General features: G+C 42.6%; 17 protein-coding genes. 16 read left to right on the top strand and 1 reads right to left on the bottom strand.

All coding sequences use genetic code 11. From position 1 onward, the window contains the following. Window positions 1-53: 53 nt before the first annotated feature. From A5882_RS10640 to A5882_RS10715, 15 genes are all read left to right on the top strand, one after another. Window positions 54-3,629, top strand: coding sequence for a SpaA isopeptide-forming pilin-related protein (locus A5882_RS10640; protein WP_086372725.1), 3,576 nt, complete (start codon window positions 54-56; stop codon window positions 3,627-3,629). Window positions 3,630-3,683: 54 nt separating this feature from the next. Next, the gene (locus A5882_RS10645) at window positions 3,684-5,555 is read left to right on the top strand and encodes a SpaH/EbpB family LPXTG-anchored major pilin (RefSeq protein WP_086299599.1); all 1,872 of its coding nucleotides are present in this window, start codon (window positions 3,684-3,686) and stop codon (window positions 5,553-5,555) included. A 22-nt stretch (window positions 5,556-5,577) separates the two neighbouring features. Continuing rightward, a complete protein-coding gene (locus tag A5882_RS10650; RefSeq protein WP_086299598.1) occupies window positions 5,578-6,483 on the top strand; it encodes a class C sortase in 906 nt (301 codons plus the stop codon). A 426-nt stretch (window positions 6,484-6,909) separates the two neighbouring features. Continuing rightward, window positions 6,910-7,776, top strand: a complete 867-nt coding sequence (ylqF, locus tag A5882_RS10660; protein WP_005229614.1) for a ribosome biogenesis GTPase YlqF — start codon at window positions 6,910-6,912, stop codon at window positions 7,774-7,776. After that, window positions 7,760-8,524: a ribonuclease HII gene (locus tag A5882_RS10665; RefSeq protein WP_086299597.1), complete on the top strand. Its 765-nt coding sequence runs from the start codon at window positions 7,760-7,762 to the stop codon at window positions 8,522-8,524. The genes ylqF and A5882_RS10665 overlap by 17 nt, the downstream gene beginning before the upstream one ends. Before the next feature lie 68 nt (window positions 8,525-8,592). Further along, on the top strand, window positions 8,593-9,471 hold the full coding sequence (gene dprA, locus A5882_RS10670; protein ID WP_008379662.1) for a DNA-processing protein DprA: 879 nt from the start codon (window positions 8,593-8,595) through the stop codon (window positions 9,469-9,471). Between the two features lie 142 nt (window positions 9,472-9,613). Beyond that, window positions 9,614-11,692 carry a type I DNA topoisomerase gene (gene topA / locus A5882_RS10675; RefSeq protein WP_086299596.1) on the top strand — a complete coding sequence of 693 codons (2,079 nt, stop codon included), beginning with the start codon at window positions 9,614-9,616 and terminating at the stop codon, window positions 11,690-11,692. Between the two features lie 152 nt (window positions 11,693-11,844). Next, on the top strand, window positions 11,845-13,146 hold the full coding sequence (gene trmFO, locus A5882_RS10680; protein ID WP_086372726.1) for an FADH(2)-oxidizing methylenetetrahydrofolate--tRNA-(uracil(54)-C(5))-methyltransferase TrmFO: 1,302 nt from the start codon (window positions 11,845-11,847) through the stop codon (window positions 13,144-13,146). 119 nt (window positions 13,147-13,265) lie between these two features. Beyond that, the gene (locus tag A5882_RS10685) at window positions 13,266-13,691 is read left to right on the top strand and encodes a hypothetical protein (protein ID WP_008379668.1); all 426 of its coding nucleotides are present in this window, start codon (window positions 13,266-13,268) and stop codon (window positions 13,689-13,691) included. A 13-nt stretch (window positions 13,692-13,704) separates the two neighbouring features. Continuing rightward, window positions 13,705-15,141, top strand: a complete 1,437-nt coding sequence (locus tag A5882_RS10690; RefSeq protein WP_005236824.1) for a flotillin family protein — start codon at window positions 13,705-13,707, stop codon at window positions 15,139-15,141. 235 nt (window positions 15,142-15,376) lie between these two features. Next, on the top strand, window positions 15,377-16,276 hold the full coding sequence (gene xerC / locus A5882_RS10695) for a tyrosine recombinase XerC (RefSeq protein ID WP_228085131.1): 900 nt from the start codon (window positions 15,377-15,379) through the stop codon (window positions 16,274-16,276). 22 nt (window positions 16,277-16,298) lie between these two features. Continuing rightward, window positions 16,299-16,841 (top strand): ATP-dependent protease subunit HslV, encoded by a 543-nt coding sequence (gene hslV, locus A5882_RS10700; RefSeq protein WP_005229630.1) that lies wholly within the window; start codon window positions 16,299-16,301, stop codon window positions 16,839-16,841. Between the two features lie 14 nt (window positions 16,842-16,855). Further along, window positions 16,856-18,253, top strand: a complete 1,398-nt coding sequence (gene hslU, locus A5882_RS10705; RefSeq protein WP_005236820.1) for an ATP-dependent protease ATPase subunit HslU — start codon at window positions 16,856-16,858, stop codon at window positions 18,251-18,253. Between the two features lie 13 nt (window positions 18,254-18,266). Then, a complete protein-coding gene (gene codY / locus A5882_RS10710) occupies window positions 18,267-19,058 on the top strand; it encodes a GTP-sensing pleiotropic transcriptional regulator CodY (protein WP_005236817.1) in 792 nt (263 codons plus the stop codon). Window positions 19,059-19,069: 11 nt separating this feature from the next. Then, on the top strand, window positions 19,070-19,945 hold the full coding sequence (locus tag A5882_RS10715) for an aldose 1-epimerase family protein (RefSeq protein WP_005236816.1): 876 nt from the start codon (window positions 19,070-19,072) through the stop codon (window positions 19,943-19,945). A gap of 52 nt (window positions 19,946-19,997) precedes the next feature. Here A5882_RS10715 and plsY read toward each other — a convergent pair whose 3' ends face one another. Then, complete coding sequence (gene plsY / locus A5882_RS10720; protein ID WP_008379676.1) at window positions 19,998-20,636, bottom strand: glycerol-3-phosphate 1-O-acyltransferase PlsY; 639 nt, start codon at window positions 20,634-20,636, stop codon at window positions 19,998-20,000. A gap of 284 nt (window positions 20,637-20,920) precedes the next feature. Between plsY and parE the strand changes: the two genes are divergently transcribed. Further along, the gene (gene parE, locus A5882_RS10725) at window positions 20,921-22,948 is read left to right on the top strand and encodes a DNA topoisomerase IV subunit B (RefSeq protein WP_034872209.1); all 2,028 of its coding nucleotides are present in this window, start codon (window positions 20,921-20,923) and stop codon (window positions 22,946-22,948) included. Window position 22,949 lies beyond the last annotated feature (1 nt).

The raw sequence follows: 22,949 nt of genomic DNA on the forward strand, positions 1-22,949 counted from the left end.
CTTTCTTGTATCATCAGCTTGTAATTTTTGATTCTTTGAAAGGAGGTCTTTTTATGTTTTTGACAAAGAGACACCACTGGTTCTCTTTCATTTTCTGTATGTTAGGGGGGATATTATTTTTCATTTATTCGAGTTTGCAAACAAATGGGACAGCAAGTGCACAAGAAGAAAATACGATCGCTATTACCGAAACGGAGCAGATCAAGCTGACAGGTCAACGGGAGGGCAATCAATTTACTTTACGATATCAGCTATCACAAAAAAACAAACAGCAACGCATCTGGCTGCAATTATATGCACTTGATGAAACAAAAGAACAACCGCTAACGAAAACGAACAACAAAGAGGTGGTTTTTATTGAGGATGAATCCGCGCAGTCTTGGCTAACAACACAAGACTTCTTGCAAACACCCTGTGAACAAGAAGTAACGTTTCAACTACCTAGTGAAACAAAAAAACTGAAGTTGGCGATTCAGATTGAAGAATATGATCACGAAAATCAAGAATCGCACAAATTGGCGTCTTTGGATGAATTGATAGTTGACATTCCGCTTGCGACAGAATCTGCTTCCTCAGATAGGGTGGAAGTCAGCTCAACTGATTCACAAGCTGCAGAAACCGGCACGGAGTCAACTTCGGAACAAGTGTCGAATGAAGACTCAAAAGGTGTTTCGAATGAAGAAACGCAGGAAGAGACAAAGGAAACAGGAACAACGACAAGTTCTTCTGAAGACGAAACACTCATTGAACCGTTTAAACAAGAACGTCTTTATCAAAAAACGACCGTTTCACAGGCTTTTGCTTCGATTGAACCAGATTATACGACAGACCAGAATGGAACCTATCCCACAGCTAGTTGGAAAATCGATGAAAAGAGCAATGTCTTAAATCATCAGGGGAACAAAGATGCAGGCGAAACCTGGGATGGCGTAGCTACATGGAATGGTGATCCAGAAAATTTGACCAACTCGTATATTGAGTATGGTGGTGTGGGAGATGAAGCGGATTTTGCTTTACGGAAATTTGCAAAAGAGACGAATACTCCAGGACTGTTTGATGTCTACCTAAATGTACGAGGGAATGTTCAACGCCAAATTGATCCGATCGATGTTGTGTTGGTAGTGGATTGGTCAGGGAGTATGAATGAGATGGGACGCATCACTGAAGTAAAAAAAGGTGTGGATCGCTTTTTGAATCAAATTGAAGGAAGCGGCATTCAAGACAGTGTCTACATGGGCTATGTCGGTTATTCCAGTGATGGTAACAATTACCAAAACAAAACCTGCCAGTTAGGAAAATTTTCTGAAGTCAAAGAGACGATCCGAACGATGACGCCAGAAACAGCAGCTGGGGGGACCTTTACCCAAAGAGGGCTACGCCAAGCTGGGGATATGCTATCAACGCAAAATGGACATAAGAAAGTCATCGTTTTGCTAACAGATGGCGTGCCGACCTACAGTTATCATGTGTCCAAAGTGCATACACAAGCAGATGGTAGTTATTATGGAACCGCCTTTTCTCTTTCTCAAGACCAGCCGATGAATACTTCACATCTCTACAACGGGTATTTTGCATCTGATCAGTACGGTAACTCTAAATGGATCAACAATACGTTTGTCGCCACGATCGGTGAGGCGATGGCGTTAAAAGAGCGCGGGATTGAGATTCACGGATTGGGGATTCAACTGCAAGGGGATCAAACAGCTGGGTATACAAAGGACGATGTTGAGAACAAAATGAGACAGATGGTTTCTGCTGATGAAGAGGGGCATCTTTATTATGAGTCAGCCAATGAAGCAGCGGATATTGCCGACTATCTCGAGAAAAAAGCCCTTCATATTTCGGCGACAGTCACTGATGGAGAGATTACTGACCCCATTTCGCAGCCATTTTTATACGAAGAAAATAGCTTGTCCATCAAAAGTGTCGGGTCTGCTGTTCTAACGGTGCAGCCTGAGGTCACGATATCTGACAATACACTCAATGCTTCTGGTCTTTATTTAGGCGAAGGACAGGAACTGCAAATTCATTATCAAGTGCGGATTCAAACGGAAGCAGCGGATTTTAAACCAGATACTTGGTATCAAATGAATGGAGAAACGGTGTTTTATCCGAATCATCAGTCCGATCAAAAGGCATTGTTTGGTGTGCCATCTGCCAAAGCAGCTGGGAAGGAGTTGACGATCAAAAAAGTCTGGGAGGAATACGATGGCGATACGTCAAGTCGCCCAGAATCTGTCTATTTTGAAATAAGCAGAAGCCCAGTTACTAGCAAGGAGAGCTGGCAAACAGGATATCTCAAACTTACTGAGACCGATGCACAAGATCAGACAAGTTGGGAACGAAGCAAGGTTTCCGCGGTTTCTGAAAAGGATGGAACGGATTACGAAGAAACCCGTCTACTGCCGCTTTATAACAATCAAGGAGAAACGTTTAATTATCAAGTCACAAATGAACTGGCAGTATCAGGCTACGAGTCGACAAGAGTGGACGTTTCTACATGGAAAAACACAAAGACGTTTGTGCCCCTCGCATTAAATCTGATCAAAAAATCCGCTGTAGGAGAGGTGAAGCTGACAGGTGCTGTTTTTGAATTGACGGGCGCTGGAAAGACAGTAACCCTTGTGGATCAAGGGGATGGAACGTACGGGCTGCCAGCAGATACTACGTTGCAAAAAAGTCAGACGTATCGTTTAAAGGAAGTCACTGCACCGGCGGGACATCATTTGGCTAAGCAAACAGAGTGGCTGATCCATATTGATGAGCAAGGGCATGCGACGATTGATGGACAACCTGTCACACTGGTCGAGCATACGATTATCCTGGAGATTACCAATCCGTTTACAGAAATTCCAGTCGCTATTCGAAAATATACGTTGCAAAATGAGCAGCAAGTATTGTTAGCAGGCGCTGTCTTTTCTCTTCAACAAAAAACAGCAGGAGGGGATTATCAAGAAATCGCCTCAGAAACGTCGGATGATGTTGGGATGGCTGAATTTACGATCCTTGAGCCTGGCGCTTATCGTATCTCAGAAACAGCCGGTCCGCTCGGATATGATACGGTTGCCGGTGACTATGAATTTGTCGTTGGTACAGACGGAAAAATCCAGTATCAAGGGGAAAATGTCGACGGGGATGCCAACTGTTGGACCCTTACCCATGGCAATCAGTTAAAACCTTTTGATTTGGTGGTCAATAAACAGGATGAACTGGGACAAGCACTTGAGGGGGCAAAATTCCGGCTAAGTGGAAACGGACGGACTGTCGAACTGCCTGAAAACGGAGAAGCACTAGCGGTATTTCACTTCCAAGATCTCACACCCGGCAGCTATACCTTGGAAGAAACTGGTACACCCGCAGGCTATGCAGGTTTAACAGCACCTGTCCAAATCAAGATTGAAGAGGATGGTCAGGTCTTTATCGATGAAGAACGACTACCGAATCTTCTTGTTTCTGGAGAAAAGAACAATCAAATAGAATTGATCGTAACCAATCAAGTGAAAGTGTCTCTTCCTGAAACCGGAGGGAATTGGCATGGATGGATGGTCATTCTTTCAGCAAGTCTGCTAGTCCTTTTAGCTGGTAGCTATTTGCACGTTAAGCGCAAAGATAAGTCTTCATTAAAGTAATTTTTCCATTAGCGAATGAAAAACGAAAAAAAATTTAGAAGAGAGGAAAGAACAATGAAAAAGATTTTTAATCATACGAAAATGGTTTGTCTCCTATTTTTACTTTTGCCATTTGTCTTTTTTGGAACAAAAAATCAGCAAGTGTCTGCAGAGAGCAATTTGGCACAGATCCATCTCCATAAAAAGAAAATGGTCAATCTGCCAGGTTCATTGATTCAAAATAGTGGGACTGAGATGGAAGAGTTTGATCAATACCAAGGCTTAGCCGATGTCACTTTTTCTGTCTATGATGTGACAGCAGCATTTTATGAAAAACGATCTGCAGGGGCATCCGTTGAAGAAGCCAAGCGTCAAGTTCAAACCTTGACGTCTGGTTCCCCTATAGCTAGCGGGAAAACAGATGCAGCCGGTGATTTGGTTTTTGAATTGCCGAAAAAACAAGCCGATCGGGATGCAGTTTACACCATTGTAGAAGCCCCTAAAGACGGCGTTACCACTGCTGAGAATATGGTGATCGCCTTTCCCGTATATGAAATGATCCAACAAGCTGATGGCTCATATGTTTATGGAGAAGAAGAGCTAGACACGATCCATCTTTATCCGAAAAATATCGTCACAAATGAAGGAATGCTCCTTGTGAATAAGCGAGGAACGGGGGAAAACGAACCACTGAATGATGCGGAATTTGTTGTTTCAAAGCAAGAAGGACGCGAAAATACCAAGAAATACATTTTAAGTGCAGCCGATGGACTTTATACATGGACAACTGACAAACAGGCAGCGTACCGTTTTTTGACAGGCAAACAATATGCTGCTGGAGACGCTGGTATCGATGTGAGTGAGAACCAAAAAGGACAGCTAAAGATTGCGCAACTAGAAACAGGCGCCTATCAATTAGAGGAAACGAAAGCCCCAAGTCAAGCCGCCTTAATCGAGGAAGAAAGAATCAAGGATTTCTCGATTGATTCAGGAAGTAACGTTACTGTTGAGCTAACAATCAAGAATGACACAACAAATGTTACAAAAACAACACCACAATTAGACGGCAAAGACGTAGAGATCGGCGAAAGAATCCAATATCACCTAACAGTCAATATCCCATCAGGTATTCAAGATAAAGTAGGATCAGAAAACAAATACAAACATTTTCAATTGATCGATGCCCATGATCCAGCATTAACTTTTGAAAATACAGCTGAAGGAGAAACGGGCTATGCGTTGTATGATGGAGAGCAGAAAATCGATGCGACGAATTACCAAGTAACGGAAAAAGAGCATGGCTTTACGGTAACTATCAATCCAGAATTCGTGCCGCAATTAACGCCGGGAAATCAATTGCGCTTTGTGTATTATATGTATTTAAATGAACAGGCTATGCCTATCAATGGCTTTACGAATGAAGCAAATGTAGAAACGGATTTCATGACGGATCAAACGCCTCCAAGCGTGGAAGTTTTGACAGGGGGCAAACGGTTCTTAAAAGTCGATGGGGCTGTGACCGCTACCGAAGCATTGGCAGATGCAGTTTTTGTTGTACGGGATCAAGACCGTGATGATGCCAACTACCTGAAAATCGAAGAAGGAACCAAACAGGTATCTTGGGTGCAAACAGCGGATGAAGCGACGAAATTTACCACAGGGACAGATGGATTAGTTGATATCATCGGGTTAAAATTTGGCACCTACTATTTGGAAGAAGTAAAAGCACCAAAAAATTATGTACTGCTAACAAATCGCATCGCTTTTGAAGTACATGAAACGTCTTATGGAACGAAAGAGCAATTGGGAGATCCAGAAAAAGTCCCTAACCGCCGCAAAGGAACCTTACCGGCAACTGGTGGTGCCGGCACGTATTTAATGGGCGCCATCGGAGTGGTGATCGTTGGTTTAGCTGGGTGTTATTTTGTTAAACGGAAAAAAGGGTAAGTAAATGAGATGAAAATGCACGATGACAATCAAAAGGAAAAGAAATGGCACGAAAGTACCTACTCAAAAAGTGACTTTGTTGGATGTTCTAATGGGTATTCTGCTGCTGCTAGGTGTTCTGATCATCAGTTATCCTTTTGTAAGTAATCAGCTCAACACCTTTTTGGATCAACAGTTGATCAGCTACTACCAAAGCCAAGCTAAAAAAATGAGTGAAATAGAAAAACAACAAAAAAGGAACCAGTTGGAACGAGTAAATCAAGAGCTGGCACAGCATCCCAGCAATCCTGGAATCAAAGAAACGCAAGATTTATCAGAAACAAGGGACTCAGAATCAGGCGATACACCTGATTACTATGAACGACATACGATCGGCGTTTTAAAGATCCCCGTGATTGGTGTCGCTCTCCCGATTTTTGATCAAACCACCGATACGTTGTTAAAAAGAGGAGCAACATTATTGGAGGGCGCTTCGTATCCAATAGGTGGTGAAGATACCCATGCAGTTCTGTGCGGACACCGTGGGTTAACGAGTGCAACCCTCTTTACGGATCTGCCTAAGCTGCAGATCGGCGATGAGTTTTATATCGAAACGTTTGATGATACGTTGGCGTATCAAATAGATCAGATTAAAACGGTCGCCCCTGATGATACCGAAGCACTAAAAATTGTCAAAGGCAGTGATTATGTCACCTTACTAACCTGCACACCCTATATGGTCAATAGCCATCGTTTATTGGTTCGCGGCAAAAGGGTTCCTTACAATGAAGAAAATGAAACAAATGCCGCAAAAAAAGCAAACCAGCAGGATTTGTGGGTGCTGCTAGTTGTAAGCACCACACTATTACTACTCCTGCTGGTGATTAGCAGAATCAAAAGAAAAAAACAGCATGATTTGATCACTCTCAGTGATAAGAAGCAAAGATAGCAGGTTTTCCTCTAGATCCACTAGAAAATGACTTGTTAACCTTACTCAGAACGAAACATGTCGTGTGAAATATGGTACAATAACGAAGATAAAAGGTAGTAAAAAACAGTCGGTCTAATGGTAAAGGTGTCAGAAAAAAGGAAGAATGAGTGGGTAGACAAGCTTTTTTTCAACCACTTCCCCAAAATTAAAAAGCGAGAAAGCGCGTATGACGCATGAGAATCGCGCTGAAAGCTTTACCTATGCACGAGGTTGGAACAAGAACATTGTCCTAAAGCAATTTTTGCAAAATGCCCAGTGTGACTAGTTTCTCTGATGGTTTTAGAGCAAATAGTCCTCGTTCTTGTTAGGTATATACTGCATGGATTTAGACACTACTGTCTTTTTTTACCAATTCGAAGAAGTACCAAGGAGGAAAACGTTCAAATGACCATTCAATGGTTTCCAGGCCATATGGCGAAAGCCAGACGTGAAGTAAGTGAGAAATTAAAATTCGTGGATATCGTTTTTGAACTCGTGGACGCACGCTTGCCGATCTCATCCCGCAACCCCATGCTGGACCAATTATTACAGCAAAAACCACGATTGATCTTGATCAATAAAGCGGATTTAGCAGATCCCGTTCAAACCAAAAAATGGGAGCATTATTTCCAAGCACAAGGCTATTTAGCCTTGGCGATCAACGCCCAAGACAATCAAGGCGTCAAAGCCATTGTCCCGACGGCTAAGCAAGTCTTGAAGGAAAAAATCGCTCGTGACAAAGCCAGAGGATTGAAGCCCCGTGCGATTCGAGCGATGGTGATTGGCATTCCGAATGTCGGAAAATCAACCTTGATGAACCGTTTAGTAGGGAAGAAAATTGCTCAGACGGGTAATAAACCCGGCGTGACCAAAGGACAGCAATGGCTGCGTTTTGGGACTGATCTAGAGCTGCTAGATACGCCTGGGATCTTATGGCCAAAATTTGAAGATCCTGAGATTGGTAAAAAATTGGCATTGACGGGGGCTATTAAAGATCAGCTGATCCATTTGGATGATATCGCATTGTATGGACTTGATTTTTTTGCCCGCTATTATCCTGAAAGAATCGCCAATCGTTACCAACTAAAGGCGGAGGAAGAGGCGTTGTTAGCGCCGGACCTGTTGATGAAAATCACTGAAAAACGTGGGTATAAAGATAACTATGATCGAGGAAGCGAGCTTGTTGTCTTTGACATTCGGCAAGGAAAATTAGGCCGTTATACACTAGATCGAGTGGAGGAAATGGAAAGCCAAGATGAAACAACCGATTAAGACAATCAAAGAGCGATTATTTGATCCAACCTTTAATGACCCGGCATTTTTGCAGGAATTGCTAGCAGATGAACGCGCAGGGGTCCAAAAGCTGTTGCAACGATATGAGAAACAATTAGTCAAACAGCAGCTATTGCAGGAAAAATACGAAGAAATGATGCGTTTTGAAAACGAAGCATTTCAACAAGGCGCCCGTTTTATCTCCGGTTTAGATGAAGTGGGGCGCGGACCTTTAGCAGGACCCGTGGTGTCAGCTGCGGTGATTCTGCCTAAAGAATGCCAGATTTTGGGGTTAAATGATTCAAAACAGCTTTCTGCGAAGAAAAGAGAAGAACTGTTTATCGAAATTCAAAATAAAGCCGTTGCTGTCGGTATCGGTGTGGTTAGTCCTGAAGAAATCGATCGGATAAATATCTATCAAGCGAGCCGCCTGGCGATGAAAGAAGCTTTGATCGACTTAGCGGTCAAGCCGGAACATTTGCTCATTGATGCGATGACCATCGAGACCGACATCCCTCAACAAAGCTTGATCAAAGGCGATGCCCGCTCCATTTCGATTGCCGCAGCAAGTATCATTGCCAAAGTCTATCGTGACAATTTAATGAAAGATTTTCATGATGTGTATCCTTTTTATGGGTTTGATCAAAATGCTGGGTATGGGACCAAAGTTCATTTAGAAGGGTTAGCTGCCCATGGAATTTGCCCTATTCATCGAAAAACCTTTGCCCCAGTTAAACAATACCTATAAATTTCATCCATCCCTCTTTTTTTAGCGAATCTTATAAGTAAGATCACTAAGAAAAGAGGGCTTTGTTTATGAAATATCAACAAGCAACAGATTTTGAAAAACAGTTGATAAAACTGTACTACTGTCAGGGAATCGGTCTGCAAGGTTGCTGGAAGATTATTTGGCATTGGCTGGAAACAAAAGAAATGCGTTGTTCGTTGGAAGAGATGATTGCCATCGGCGTCCTTCCACAGCATAGGACGGTCTTTCGCCGATCGTGGGAGCAAATGACAGAAGAGCATATCACACAAAAGATGGGGGGACAAAACTACCTCACCTTCTTTTCAGCGGAGTATCCGATGCTTTTAAGACAAATTGCGGACCCACCATTATTACTATTTTACGAAGGAAATCTGCAATTGTTGCAAACGCCCATGATTGGATTTGTCGGCGCAAGAACAGCTTCTCGCTACGCGCGTAAAGTTTGCGAAAAGCTGATCCCGCCTTTAGTGACAGAAAACTATACGATCGTCAGTGGATTAGCAAATGGCGTCGACAGTTTTGCCCATGAATCAGCCATCAGAAATCGGGGACAAACCATTGCCGTGATTGCTTCTGGTTTGGAACATTGTTATCCTACTTCTGCGTATCCGTTGTTCCAGCAGATTCGTCAAGAACATCTAGTACTGAGTGAATATTCTCACGACACCAAACCGCAAAGACATCACTTCCCCTTACGCAATCGCATCATTGCCGGTATTTCAAAAGCGATCTGTGTGATTGAAGCTAAAGAAAGAAGCGGTTCTTTGATTACGGCACAATTAGCAATGGAAAATGGCCGAGAAGTTTTTGCAGTGCCTGGTGAAATGATTTCCGATCAGTCAAAAGGTTGTCACCACTTGATTCAAGATGGCGCAAAATGTACGATTAGTGTGTCAGATATTTTACAGGAGTTAGCCTTTTTTTGATTTTTCCAATCAACCTTCCTTGACAAACCTTTTCTTGAAAGCTATGATAAGCTACGATTTGTATGTTTCATCTGCATACGATAGGTTCACTGATTGATAGAATATAATAGTAGGAAAAATTCAGGAAGGAGCCATTCTTTATATGGCATATAAATATTTAGTAATCGTGGAATCGCCGGCAAAGGCGAAAACCATTGAAAAATACCTTGGACGAAATTACAAAGTCGTCGCAAGTGTCGGTCATATTCGTGATCTTCCTAAAAGTAAAATGGGAATTGATGTCGAAAATGACTACGAACCGCATTACATTTCGATCCGTGGCAAGGGCGATGTGATCAAAAGTCTCCGCTCAGCTGCGAAAAAAGCCGAAAAAGTCTACCTCGCAAGTGACCCGGATAGAGAAGGAGAAGCTATTGCGTGGCATTTAGCTTTTCTACTAGGGTTAGATTTAAAAGATAAAAACCGAGTCGTCTTTAATGAGATCACTAAGGATGCGGTCAAGGCAGCTTTCAAAGAACCAAGAACGATCGATGTAGATCTCGTTGACGCTCAACAAGCGCGCCGGATTTTAGATCGATTGGTGGGGTATTCATTGAGCCCGATCCTTTGGCGTAAAGTGAAAAAAGGCTTGAGTGCTGGCCGTGTTCAATCGGTGGCGCTTAAGATTATTATAGATCGTGAAAAAGAGATCCGTGATTTTGTTCCTGAAGAATATTGGAGCATCGATGGGAACTTTAAAAAAGCCACGAAAAAATTCAAAGCCAATTTTTGGGGCCTAGATGGCAAAAAGAAAAAATTACCGAATGCTGAAAGCATAAAAGAAATCACCGATCGTCTTTCTAGTAAAGAGTTTCAAGTGACGAAGGTTGAAAAGAAAGAACGCAAACGCAACCCGGCGGCACCGTTTACCACCAGTAGCTTGCAACAAGAAGCAGCCCGTAAACTGAACTTTCGAACGCGGAAAACCATGATGGTCGCACAGCAGCTCTATGAAGGGATCGCTCTTGGTAAACAAGGAACCGTTGGTTTGATCACCTATATGCGTACCGATTCGACCCGAATCGCAGACACAGCCAAAGGCGAAGCGGCCGAATTTATTGAAAGTACTTATGGTTCAGAGTTCTCGGCGCACGGTGGCAAAAAACGCGCGAATGCACAAGGGGCACAAGATGCCCATGAAGCGGTAAGACCAACAAGTGTGATGCGTACGCCAGAAGCCATGGAGAAATTCTTAGACAAAGACCAACTGAAACTGTATCGCTTGATCTGGTCTCGCTTTGTGGCTAGTCAAATGACGCCGGCGATTTTGGATACAATGAAAGTTACCTTGGATCAAAATGGTGTCATCTTTATTGCCAATGGTTCAAAGATCAAATTTAAAGGGTTTATGCAGGTCTATGTGGAAGGGCGCGATGATGGCAAAGAAGACAAAGAGAACATTTTGCCAGAGTTAGTTGAAGGAGATGTGGTCCAATCCGTATCGATCGAACCAAAACAGCATTTCACTCAACCACCTGCCCGCTACAGTGAGGCCACCTTGATCAAAACCCTTGAAGAGAACGGTGTGGGTCGTCCTTCAACTTATGCACCAACGTTGGAAACAATCCAACGACGTTATTATGTGAAATTGACACAAAAACGTTTTGAGCCAACTGAACTTGGTGAGATCGTCAATTCATTGATCGAGGAATTCTTCCCGCAAATCGTTGATATGCATTTTACTGCTGAAATGGAAAATAGCTTGGATAGCATTGAAGCTGGGAAAGAAGAATGGGTCAAAGTCGTCGATCAATTCTACCGTCCCTTTGAAAAAGAATTGACGACCGCAGAAGAAAGTATCGAAAAAATCCAAATCAAAGACGAACCTGCAGGCTTTGACTGTGACCTTTGTGGCCATCCAATGGTGATCAAATTAGGTCGCTACGGAAAATTTTATGCCTGCAGCAATTTCCCTGACTGTCGCAACACGAAACCAATCGTCAAAGAAATCGGCGTTGAGTGCCCGGTCTGTCACCAAGGCCAAGTTGTTGAACGCAAATCGAAAAAAAATCGGTTGTTTTATGGATGTACCCGCTATCCGGACTGTGACTTTACTTCTTGGGACAAACCTGTAGGCCGTAATTGTCCGAAATGTGATAATTACTTAGTCGAGAAGAAAGTCAAAGGCGGCAAGCAAGTCGTGTGTATCAATGGGGACTATGAAGAAAATGTGCAAAAATAACTAACAGGATTCCCTGTTAAAAAAAGAATCGGCGCATTCTTTTGAACGGTCAGCCTCGATGTTGGCTGACAAAAGAAAGTGCCGGTCCTTTTGATTAATACAAGCAGTTTCTTATGAGAAGAGGCGAGCTTTTGAAATAAAAGGAGAGCACTATGAAAGAAATCAATGTTATTGGTGCCGGTTTAGCCGGAAGCGAAGCTGCTTGGCAAGCAGCGCAAGCAGGTGTCGCAGTAAAGCTTTATGAAATGCGTCCTAAGAAATCGACAGAAGCCCATCATACAAATAATTTTGCTGAACTTGTTTGTACGAATTCACTTCGGGGCAACAACTTAACGAATGCGGTCGGTGTTTTGAAAGAAGAAATGCGCCGCTTAGATTCAGTCATTATTACCTCTGCAGACAAAACAGCTGTTCCAGCAGGTGGTGCTTTAGCTGTGGATCGTGATGATTTTTCAGAGTTAGTCACCAAACGTGTCAAAGAACATCCTTTAGTCACTGTCATCGAAGAGGAGATCACTGAAATTCCAGAAGGGATTACCGTGATTGCAACTGGACCTTTGACTTCTGAACCTTTATCAAAAGCGATCCAAGCTTTTAACGGATCAGAAGGATTTTATTTCTATGACGCAGCAGCACCGATTATCGATAAATCCACCATCAATATGGATAAAGTTTATTTGAAATCACGCTACGACAAAGGCGAAGCAGCCTATCTGAACTGTCCAATGAACGAAGAGGAGTTTTATGCGTTTCGTGAAGCTTTAGTCAATGCGGAAGTGGCCCCTTTGAAAGAATTCGAAAAAGAAAAATTTTTTGAAGGATGTATGCCAATCGAAGTTATGGCTGGCCGTGGACCGAAAACCATGTTGTTTGGTCCGATGAAACCAGTTGGATTGGAAGATCCGAAAACCGGCAAACGTCCCTACGCAGTGATTCAGTTGCGTCAAGACAATGCGGCTGCTTCTCTTTACAACATCGTTGGTTTTCAAACACATTTAAAATGGGGCGAGCAAAAACGGGTTTTCCGTATGATCCCTGGTTTGGAAGAGGCAGAATTTGTGCGCTACGGCGTGATGCATCGGAATAGTTTTATGAATTCACCAGAGTTGTTACAACAAACGTACCAATCGAAAAAACGTGAAGACCTCTTTTTTGCTGGTCAGATGACAGGCGTTGAAGGGTATGTTGAAAGTGCAGCCAGTGGATTGATGGCCGGGATCAACGCTGCCAAACTTGCAAAAGGGGAAGCGCCGATCATTATGCCACAAGAGACGACAATTGGCAGTATGGCGTATTATATCACTCATGCAGAAGGCAAACACTTCCAACCGATGAATGCCAACTTTGGTTTGCTGCCAGAACTTCCAGAACGAATCAGAGATAAAAAATCTCGTTATGAAGCATTGGCAAACCGGGCATTAACTGCCTTAGAAGAAGCCAAAGAACAACTATAAGAGCGATGAGTCATCACCTTCTTACTAATAAATGGTAAGAAGGTTTTTTTTTAATTTGTCTTGAAACTTTAATCAAGGTGACTTATGATAGACAGTAACAATGACAGAAGGTGGTGAAGATGGTGATTGGAGAATGGATTCATTTGATTCAAAACTATTTACAGCGTTTTCCTACAGTAATTCAATTTTTAGGATGGCTGATCCTTTTGGTCGGGGTCATTTTCGTTGTCTTTGTTTTATTTAGTTTGCTGTTAGGTCCCATTATGTGGCTTTACAATCGCATCACAGACAAAAACCGCAGCAATGTCATTAGTCGCAATGATTTTGTGATCGGTGAACTGACGGAAAAGATTGTCGGAGATACAATCGGCGAAGTCATGGAGATAGGGAGTCAAGGTGCACGTTCTGTTTATCCTGCACGTTTTTTTCGGGAAGAAGATCGTGAAAACAATGTTCGATTGCCAGTCGGAACCAAAGTCATCATTGTCGATTTTGATAAAAAAGGGATCGCGTTGGTGGTGGAAAGTAAAAATTTTATAGAATAGGAAGTGTTACGTTATGGTGGATACAGGATCAGCAGTAGATTTTTTAAGTAATCCGATTTTATGGGGTGTTGTCCTCGTTGTTTTATTGATCGCTTTTTTGATGATACGCTATCGCATTGGGAAACCCGATGAAGCATTGATTGTTACGGGGTCGTTTTTAGGAAAAGAAGGCATCAAAATCTTAAAAAACAGTGGGACGTTTGTGATTCCTATTGTTCAAAAAGCCCATAAATTAAGTTTATTGACCCACAAGTTAGAGATTGGGACACCAGAAGTTTATACGGAACAAGGCGTACCGATCAAAGCCAGTGCGACGGTGCTTGTAAAGGTCGGCAACAGTACCGAGTCGATCAAGACAGCTGCTGAGCAATACTTAGGCAAATCCACAGGTGAATTGGAAGATGAAGCCCAAGAAGTCTTAGAAGGTCACTTACGGGCGATTCTAGGAACGATGACGGTAGAAGCCATCTATAAAAACCGCGATGATTTTGCGGAACAAGTGCAAGAAGTTGCCTCTACGGACTTGAAGAAAATGGGGTTGGAGATCGTTTCGTTTACGATCAAAGATGTCAGCGACAGCAATGGCTACTTGGATGCGTTAGGACGCCCTCAGATTGCTGAAGTGAAAAAAAATGCCGAAGTAGCGGAATCCAATGCCTTAAGAGAAACTCGAATCAAGCAAGCTGAGAATGAGCAATTGGCACAGCATGAAGAGATCCGTCGCCAAACAGAAATCGCAGAAGCGACAAAAGATATGGCATTGAAACAAGCACAATACAAACAAGAACGCGAAGTTGCGGATGCGAAAGCGGAACAGATCGCGGTCGGCGAACAAATGAAAGTTCAATTGATCGAACAAGAAAAAAATATCGAGATTCAAGAAAAACAAGCGGAATTGACGGAAAAAGAATTGAATGCAACTGTCCGTAAAAAAGCCGAAGCGGATAAATATGTGGTTGAACAAAACGCTTTAGCAGACAAAGCAAGAGAAATCGCACGAGCACAAGCGGAAGCGGAAAAAGTCAAATTAGCTGCCCAAGCAGAAGCCGAACGAATTGAAAAACTAGGTAGTGCCGACGCGGAACGGATCGCAAAAGTCGGTCAAGCCGAAGCGGAAAGCCGTGAAAAGATGGCGATTGCTTTGACCAAACTGAACGAAGCTGGTATTTTGATGGAGTTCATCAAAGTGCTGCCTGAAATCGCGAAAGAGGTCAATGCACCACTGAGCAATATTGATAAAGTGGTTAGCTTTGGCGGCAATGATGGTCTTCAATCAATGGGGGAAGCTGGTTTAGCGCGAACCTTTGATACGATCAAAGAGACAACCGGATTAGACTTAGTTGGGTTAATCAATGACACGATGTCCACAAAACAAGGAAACAAAGAGCTAGTTCAGGCTGTATCTGAAAGCACTGGTTCGCATCAGCCAACAACTGATCCAATCGAATAAAAGCAAATAAGTGGAAACGTATCAGTCCCTCTTTCTTTTGAGGAGAGGGACTGGTACGTTTTTCTGGCGCATTTAACGGATCTTTCTGAACAATGATAAGAATCTTACGTAGATTCTTAGAAAGTTTTCACAATTATGTCTAAACTTTGAAATATTGATTAAATTCTGACAATTCATTTGTTTTTTTTTGTGGTCTATGCTAAAGTTATTTCGAATCATGAAAAGGGGGGTTAATTTGCAAACAGATCAGTTTCAAGAAGAGTTTTTTCGTTATCTTATTGTTGAAAGAGGGTATTCGGAAAAGACAAAAAAAGCGTATAAAGAAGATATGGGCGATTTTTTTCACTTCTTAAAAGAGTCTGGCAATGAAGACCCATTAGCAGTGGAATACCGCGATGTTCGCGTCTATTTAAGCTATTTGACGGAACGAGAGTACAGCCGTAATTCCATCAGTCGTAAAATGGCTAGTTTGCGATCTTTTTATCAGTTTCTAACCAAGCATGAGATCGTCAAAGAGAATCCTTTCGCCTACATTCATTTAAAAAAGAAAAACGCCAAATTGCCGCGTTTTTTTTATGAGAAGGAAATGGATGCTCTCTTTCAAAGTGTTGCTGGCGATGAGCCACTACAACAGCGCAATCAAGCATTGTTAGAAGTCCTTTATGGTTCAGGTTTGCGGGTCAGTGAGTGCAGCAGTCTCACACTGGGGGCAATCGATTGGGAAAGCGGCGTATTACTGATCCATGGGAAGGGGAATAAGGATCGCTATGTTCCTTTCGGTAGTTACGCACAAGCAGCAGTCAAACGCTATCTTTCCTCAGGACGCAAACAGCTGATGGAAAAGCAGAACAAGGAACACGAGATCCTTTTCGTGAATCATCTTGGTGACGGGATCACTGCAACTGGGATCGAATATGTTTTGAATCAAATCATTCGAAAAAGCAGTTTAGACAGTAAAATCCATCCTCATATGCTTCGGCATACGTTTGCAACCCATTTATTAAACAACGGCGCCGATATGCGGACCGTTCAAGAACTGTTGGGGCATGCCAATCTATCGACGACACAGATTTATGCGCATGTCACCAAAGACAGTTTACAAAAAAATTATCGCCAATTTCATCCACGCGCGTAAAATTGGTACAGGAGGAACATAAATGAAGTCAGAATTTCATTCAACCACCATCTGTGCGGTTGAAAAAGATGGAAAATTTGCCATGGCCGGTGACGGACAAGTAACGATGGGAGAACAGGTCGTTATGAAAGGAACCGCTCGGAAAGTCCGTCGAATTTACAATGGTGAAGTGATCGTTGGTTTTGCCGGCAGTGTGGCAGATGCCTTTACCTTGGAAGAAAAATTTGAAGGAAAACTAAATGAATACAACGGAAATTTGCAGCGAGCTGCAGTAGAATTGGCACAAGAATGGCGGACTCAGCAATCGATGCAAAAATTAGAGGCGATGCTGATCGTCATGAATGATAAGGAGATGCTTTTGGTCTCTGGGACAGGCGAAGTCATTTCGCCAGATGAAGGGATCTTAGCCATCGGTTCAGGTGGAAACTATGCCTTGGCAGCAGCCCGCGCGATGAAACGTTATGGCGGTGAACTATCTGCCAAAGAAATTGCTGAAGGTGCCTTGAATATTGCCGCAGACATTTGTGTCTTTACGAATCACAATATCATTGTAGAAGAGTTTTAAAGAGGGATGACGATATGACAAACCAAAACAAATCACCACGAGAAATCGTGAAAGAATTAGATGAATACATCGTTGGACAAACCAACGCCAAAAAATCAGTGGCTGTTGCTTTGAGAAATCGCTACCGCCGGCTGCAATTAGATGAAAAGATGCAACAAGATGTCACACCAAAAAATATTTTGATGATCGGACCAACAGGGGTTGGTAAAACGGAAATTGCGCGACGCTTAGCAAAGATCGTTGATGCACCTTTCGTTAAGTTAGAAGCGACGAAATTCACGGAAGTCGGCTATGTCGGTCGAGACGTAGAATCGATGGTACGTGACCTCGTTGAGAATGCGATCCAAATCGTGAAAAAAGAACAATATAAAAACGTGCGGATCCAAGCAGAGAAAAAAGCCAACCGTCGTTTAGTAAAAGTCTTAGTTCCTGGTATTAAAAAGGAACAGAAAAAGAATACCAATCCTTATGAACAAATGATGAATATGTTCAACGCCGCACAACAACCAGAAGAGCCAAAGGAAGAATTGACGGATGAGATTCGCAGCAACCGTCAAGCCATTTTTGAGCAATTAGAAAAGGGCCTTTTAGACAACCGGGAAGTGACGATCCAAGTCGATGAGCCGAAAAATCAAGCACCGATGATGAACAATGGCTTAGAACAAATGGGGATCGATTTGAATGAAACCTTAGGAGCATTGAAACCGCAAAAGAAAATTGAACGCACAGTAACCGTAAAAGAAGCACGAGAATTGCTGATTCAAGAAGAATCTTCAAAACTGGTCAACGACGCGGATATTCATAGTGAAGCATTACGTTTAGCAGAATCTAGTGGCATCATTTTTCTAGATGAAATCGACAAAGTATCTTCGAAATCACAGCAGTCAGGAGAAGTTTCTCGTGAAGGGGTGCAAAGAGATATCTTGCCGATCGTTGAAGGATCGCAAGTCAATACGAAATACGGAACCCTACAAACAGACCATATCCTTTTTATTGCTTCTGGGGCATTCCACCTGTCGAAACCAAGCGATCTGATCCCTGAATTGCAAGGGCGTTTCCCGATTCGTGTGGAACTAGATGATTTGACAAAAGAAGACTTTGTTAAAATTTTAACGGAGCCCAACAATGCCTTAGTCAAGCAATACATTGCCTTGTTAGGAACCGAAAATGTCAAAGTAGTCTTTACGATGGAAGCTATCGAGAAAATTGCCGAAATTGCTTATCAAGTGAATCGCGATACCGACAATATCGGTGCTCGTCGTTTGCATACGATTCTAGAGAAACTACTTGAAGACTTATTGTTTGAAGCATCTGAGATGCAAATGGGTGAAATTACCATCACAGAAGCGTATGTGGAAGAAAAACTTGCGTCCATCGCAAAAGATGAAGACTTAAGCCGGTATATATTATAAAGGGAGCGGACTAATGAAAACATTATTAGAAAAGACAAGACAAATCAACGAATTATTGCAGCAAAAAAACACCTTTAATTTAGCTTCTGATTTGCCTTACGACAAGATGGCTGTCATTTTAGGAAACATCCTAGACAGCAATGCGTATATTATTAGCATTGACGGTAGCGTGTTAGGTTTTGTTGAGAACCATGATGTCAATAATGAACGCATCAAAAAAATGTTTGTTGAAAAACAGTTTCCTAAAAATTATACAGATTTAGTCGATCACCTGACTTCCACAGAAGCTAATGTGCCAATCAGTGATGATATGACCGCTTTTCCTGTAGAAGGCCGTGAGTTGTATCCCAACGGACTAACGACCATCGTACCGATTTACGGTGCAGGGGAACGTTTAGGTACGATCATTCTTTCCAGAATCGATAAGTCCTTTGATGACGACGATTTGGTATTAGCGGAATACAGTGCGACAGTTGTTGGTATGCAATTCTTGTACCAAAAATCCCGCAGTATCGAAGAAGATGTTCGCAGTACCACAGCTGTTCAAATGGCAATCAACACACTTTCTTATAGTGAGTTGAAAGCTGTTCAAGCGATCTTTGAGGCATTAGAAGGCGACGAAGGTCGTCTGACCGCGTCAAGTATCGCTGATCGCATTGGAATTACACGGTCGGTGATCGTAAATGCTTTGCGTAAACTAGAGTCTGCCGGCATTATAGAATCCCGCTCTTTGGGGATGAAAGGCACCTATTTAAAAGTGCTTAACAGCCGCTTTAAAGAGGAATTGACGAAACATCAATATTAGGAGATGAGACCATGACAGTTACCATCACGGCGGGTCATCTGCAAGCAAAAATTGCAGAAAAAGGGGCTGAGCTACAAAGCTTAGTTGATACAAGCAATGACCTTGAATATATTTGGCAAGCTGATCCAAACCACTGGGGAAAGCATGCGCCAATCTTATTTCCGATTGTTGGCGCCTTAAAAGAGGACACCTATCAGCATGAGGGCAAAAGTTATCATTTGCCCCGTCATGGGTTTGCCAGAGACATGGTGTTTACTGTCGTTGAAAAACGTACAGACTATGCCTTGTTTCTATTAGAAAGTTCAACTGAAACCAAAGCGAAGTATCCGTTTGATTTTCAGCTGTATGTCAGTTACGAATTAGGCGGTGATGGCTTAGTCGTCAAATATCAAGTAAAGAATAGCGGTCAAAAAGAACTATTCTTCTCCATTGGAGGACACCCTGCATTCAATGTCCCACTTGAAAAAGGGCTGACATTTGAAGACTACTACCTTTCTTTTTCTCCAAAGAAATCACGAGTGAAATTGCCATTAAAAGGCAATTATATTGATTATGAACAACGCACACTCGGTCAAACGAATACGGATTTGCGCTTGACCCACGATATGTTTGCAAATGATGCGCTGGTTTATGAAACGAAAGGATTACATTCCTACTCGATTCGCAGTGAGAAATCGCCTCATAGTGTTACGTTAAGCTACAATAATATGCCGTATGTCGGTTTTTGGTCCACGTATCCCGTAAAATCGCCGTTTCTATGTATAGAACCATGGTGCGGTATCGCAGATACACTGGAAGCTTCCGGTGAGCTTTCAGAAAAATTGGGTATTCAAGCACTTTCGCCTGAGGAGTTATTTGAAACAAAGTACTCGATCACAGTCAAATAAAAGCAGGCAAAAAGAAGCTGAGAAAAGTCATTGCACTTTTCTCAGCTTCTGCTTATTTGTTCGCTTGACGCTTATTCAGACCAAACGGTACCCGACTTTCAGTCCCGTCTTTAATACGTGAAATATTTTCGCGATGGCGAATAAAGATAAAAATCGTTACGCCGATCGCGATGAAGGTCAGCAGCCAGTTTTGCTCAGGCAATATCGCAGGGGCGATAAAAGGCAAAACGACCGTCGATAAGGTGATCAAACACGCCGCGATCATACTGGTCAGGCTTACCATACTTGTCACATAAAGACAGATAACAAAAATCAATGAAGAATAAATGAAAAAGAGCGGATTGTATCCTAAGAGCATCCCAGCACTTGTCGCCACCGCTTTGCCGCCTTTAAACTTGGCAAAGATCGGAAAGGTATGACCTAAGATCGCGCAGACCCCAAACCAGAGCGGATTGACGGTATGGAGACCAAAGAGGACAGGCAAACTGGTTGCCAAAGTTCCTTTTAAGATATCCATCAATAAAACAACGATCCCGGCTTTCTTTCCTAAAACGCGAAATGTATTGGTCGTTCCCGTATTGCCGCTGCCGAATTGGCGAATATCTTTTTTGAAAAACAATTGGCCAATCCAAACACCCGAGGGGATCGAACCTAAAAGGTAAGCAACAATAAATAAAAGAATCGTATTCATAATAACCAACTTTCTTTGCAAGGCTAGGGCAATTTTAGCATGAAAACGCCTTTCCAACAATAAGAAAATCTTTCGCTAGTCAGGGAAAGAAGAAAAACAGCTTTCCTCGGAGCTGTGAAACACAAACAAGCCATTTTGTGACTCTAGCTTGTGCAAACAAAGGAAAAAGGATAAGATAGTTTAGAAAAATGTTCGCTTGAAAAAAGCGTATTTTGTGTTAAGATTTTTTTTGCAGTCCTTTCAGCAGTAAAAAAGGACTGATCAAGATTAAAGGAGCGGTGGGTTTGGCAAAGAAAACCACAGAATATAATGATGCTTCCATTCAGGTCTTAGAGGGCCTAGAAGCAGTAAGAAAACGGCCAGGAATGTATATCGGCTCGACCGATAGCCGCGGCTTACATCACTTAGTGTATGAAATCGTCGATAATGCGGTTGATGAGGCACTCTCTGGATACGGCAATGAAATCGATGTTACGATCCACAAAGACAATAGTATCAGTGTTCGAGACAATGGGCGAGGAATGCCGGTCGGGACACATGCATCGGGAATCCCTACTGTTGAAGTGATCTTCACAGTGCTACATGCCGGCGGGAAGTTTGGCCAAGGAGGCTACAAAACTTCTGGCGGCCTTCATGGGGTTGGTGCCAGTGTTGTAAATGCTCTATCCAGCTGGCTGGAAGTAGTCATCGTTCGTGATGGCATCGAATACAAACAGAGCTTCAAAGACGGTGGGAAACCAGCTGGTACTTTGAAAAAAATCGGCAAAACTCGTAAACCAACTGGAACCACAGTCACCTTTAAACCTGACGACACGATCTTTTCAACAACCAAATTCTCCTATGAAATTCTCGCAGAACGTTTAAGAGAATCGGCTTTCTTGCTAAAAGGGGTCAAAATCTCCCTGACGGATGAACGTGGGGAAGAACCAATTCATGAAGTTTTTTTATATGAAGAAGGCATCAAAGAATTCGTTGATTATTTAAATGAAGAAAAAGATACCTTGACCCAGGTGGTTTATTTTTCCGGTACCAAAGAAGCAATCGAGGTAGAACTTGCCTTTCAATACAATGATGGCTATTCGGAAAATGTCTTGTCCTTTGTCAACAATGTACGTACCAAAGATGGTGGTACCCATGAAGTTGGGATGAAAACATCAATGACGAAAGCTTTCAATGAATATGCCCGCAAGGTCAATTTGTTGAAGGAAAAAGATAAGAACCTTGAAGGTAGTGATTTTCGTGAAGGCTTAGCGGCCGTGCTGTCGATCCGTGTTCCAGAAAATCTTTTGCAATTTGAAGGACAGACCAAAGGGAAATTAGGAACACCCTTAGCAAGAAATGCTGTAGACAATGTGATTGGCGAGCAACTAGGCTATTACCTGCAAGAAAACAGTGAAATGAGTCAAATGCTGGTTCGTAAAGCGATCAAAGCAAGAGAGGCCCGTGAAGCTGCCAGAAAGGCGAGAGAAGAAAGCCGCACAGGAAAGAAACGCAAAAAAGGTGAGTCACTGCTTTCTGGAAAATTAACGCCTGCTCAGTCTCGTAATCCTAAGAAAAATGAATTGTATTTGGTGGAGGGGGACTCAGCCGGCGGGTCAGCGAAGCAAGGCCGTGACCGCAAGTTCCAAGCGATTTTACCGTTACGAGGCAAAGTTATCAATACAGAAAAAGCCAAGATGCAGGATATTTTGAAAAATGAAGAGATCAATACCATGATCTATACTATCGGTGCCGGTGTTGGCCCAGAGTTTTCGATTGAAGACTGCAATTATGACAAAGTCATTATCATGACCGATGCGGATACCGATGGGGCGCACATCCAAGTGCTGCTTTTAACGTTTTTCTACCGGTATATGAAACCTTTGATCGAAGCGGGAAAAGTATACATTGCTTTGCCACCTTTGTATAAAGTGTCTAAAGGGTTAGGGAAAAAGGCAGTAGTCGAATATGCTTGGACGGATGATGAACTAAGCAAACTGACCCAAAAAATCGGTAAAGGCTATATGCTTCAGCGCTACAAAGGGTTGGGGGAAATGAATGCCGATCAATTGTGGGAAACGACGATGGACCCAGAAACGCGGACGCTGATTCGGGTAAGAATCGATGATGCGGCTCAAGCAGAACGTCGCGTCACCACTTTGATGGGGGACAAGGTAGAACCTCGTCGGAAGTGGATCGAAAGCCATGTTCAATTCAGTTTAGAAGAAGATGGCAGTATTTTGGATAAAAAAGAAGATACGGTACCGGAATTAGTTGATGAAAAGTTAATGGATACCGAACAAGCAGAAAGCAAACATTTAGTTAAGGAATAGG

The organism is Enterococcus sp. 4E1_DIV0656 (assembly GCF_002140695.1).
Classification (GTDB): domain Bacteria; phylum Bacillota; class Bacilli; order Lactobacillales; family Enterococcaceae; genus Enterococcus_D; species Enterococcus_D entomosocium.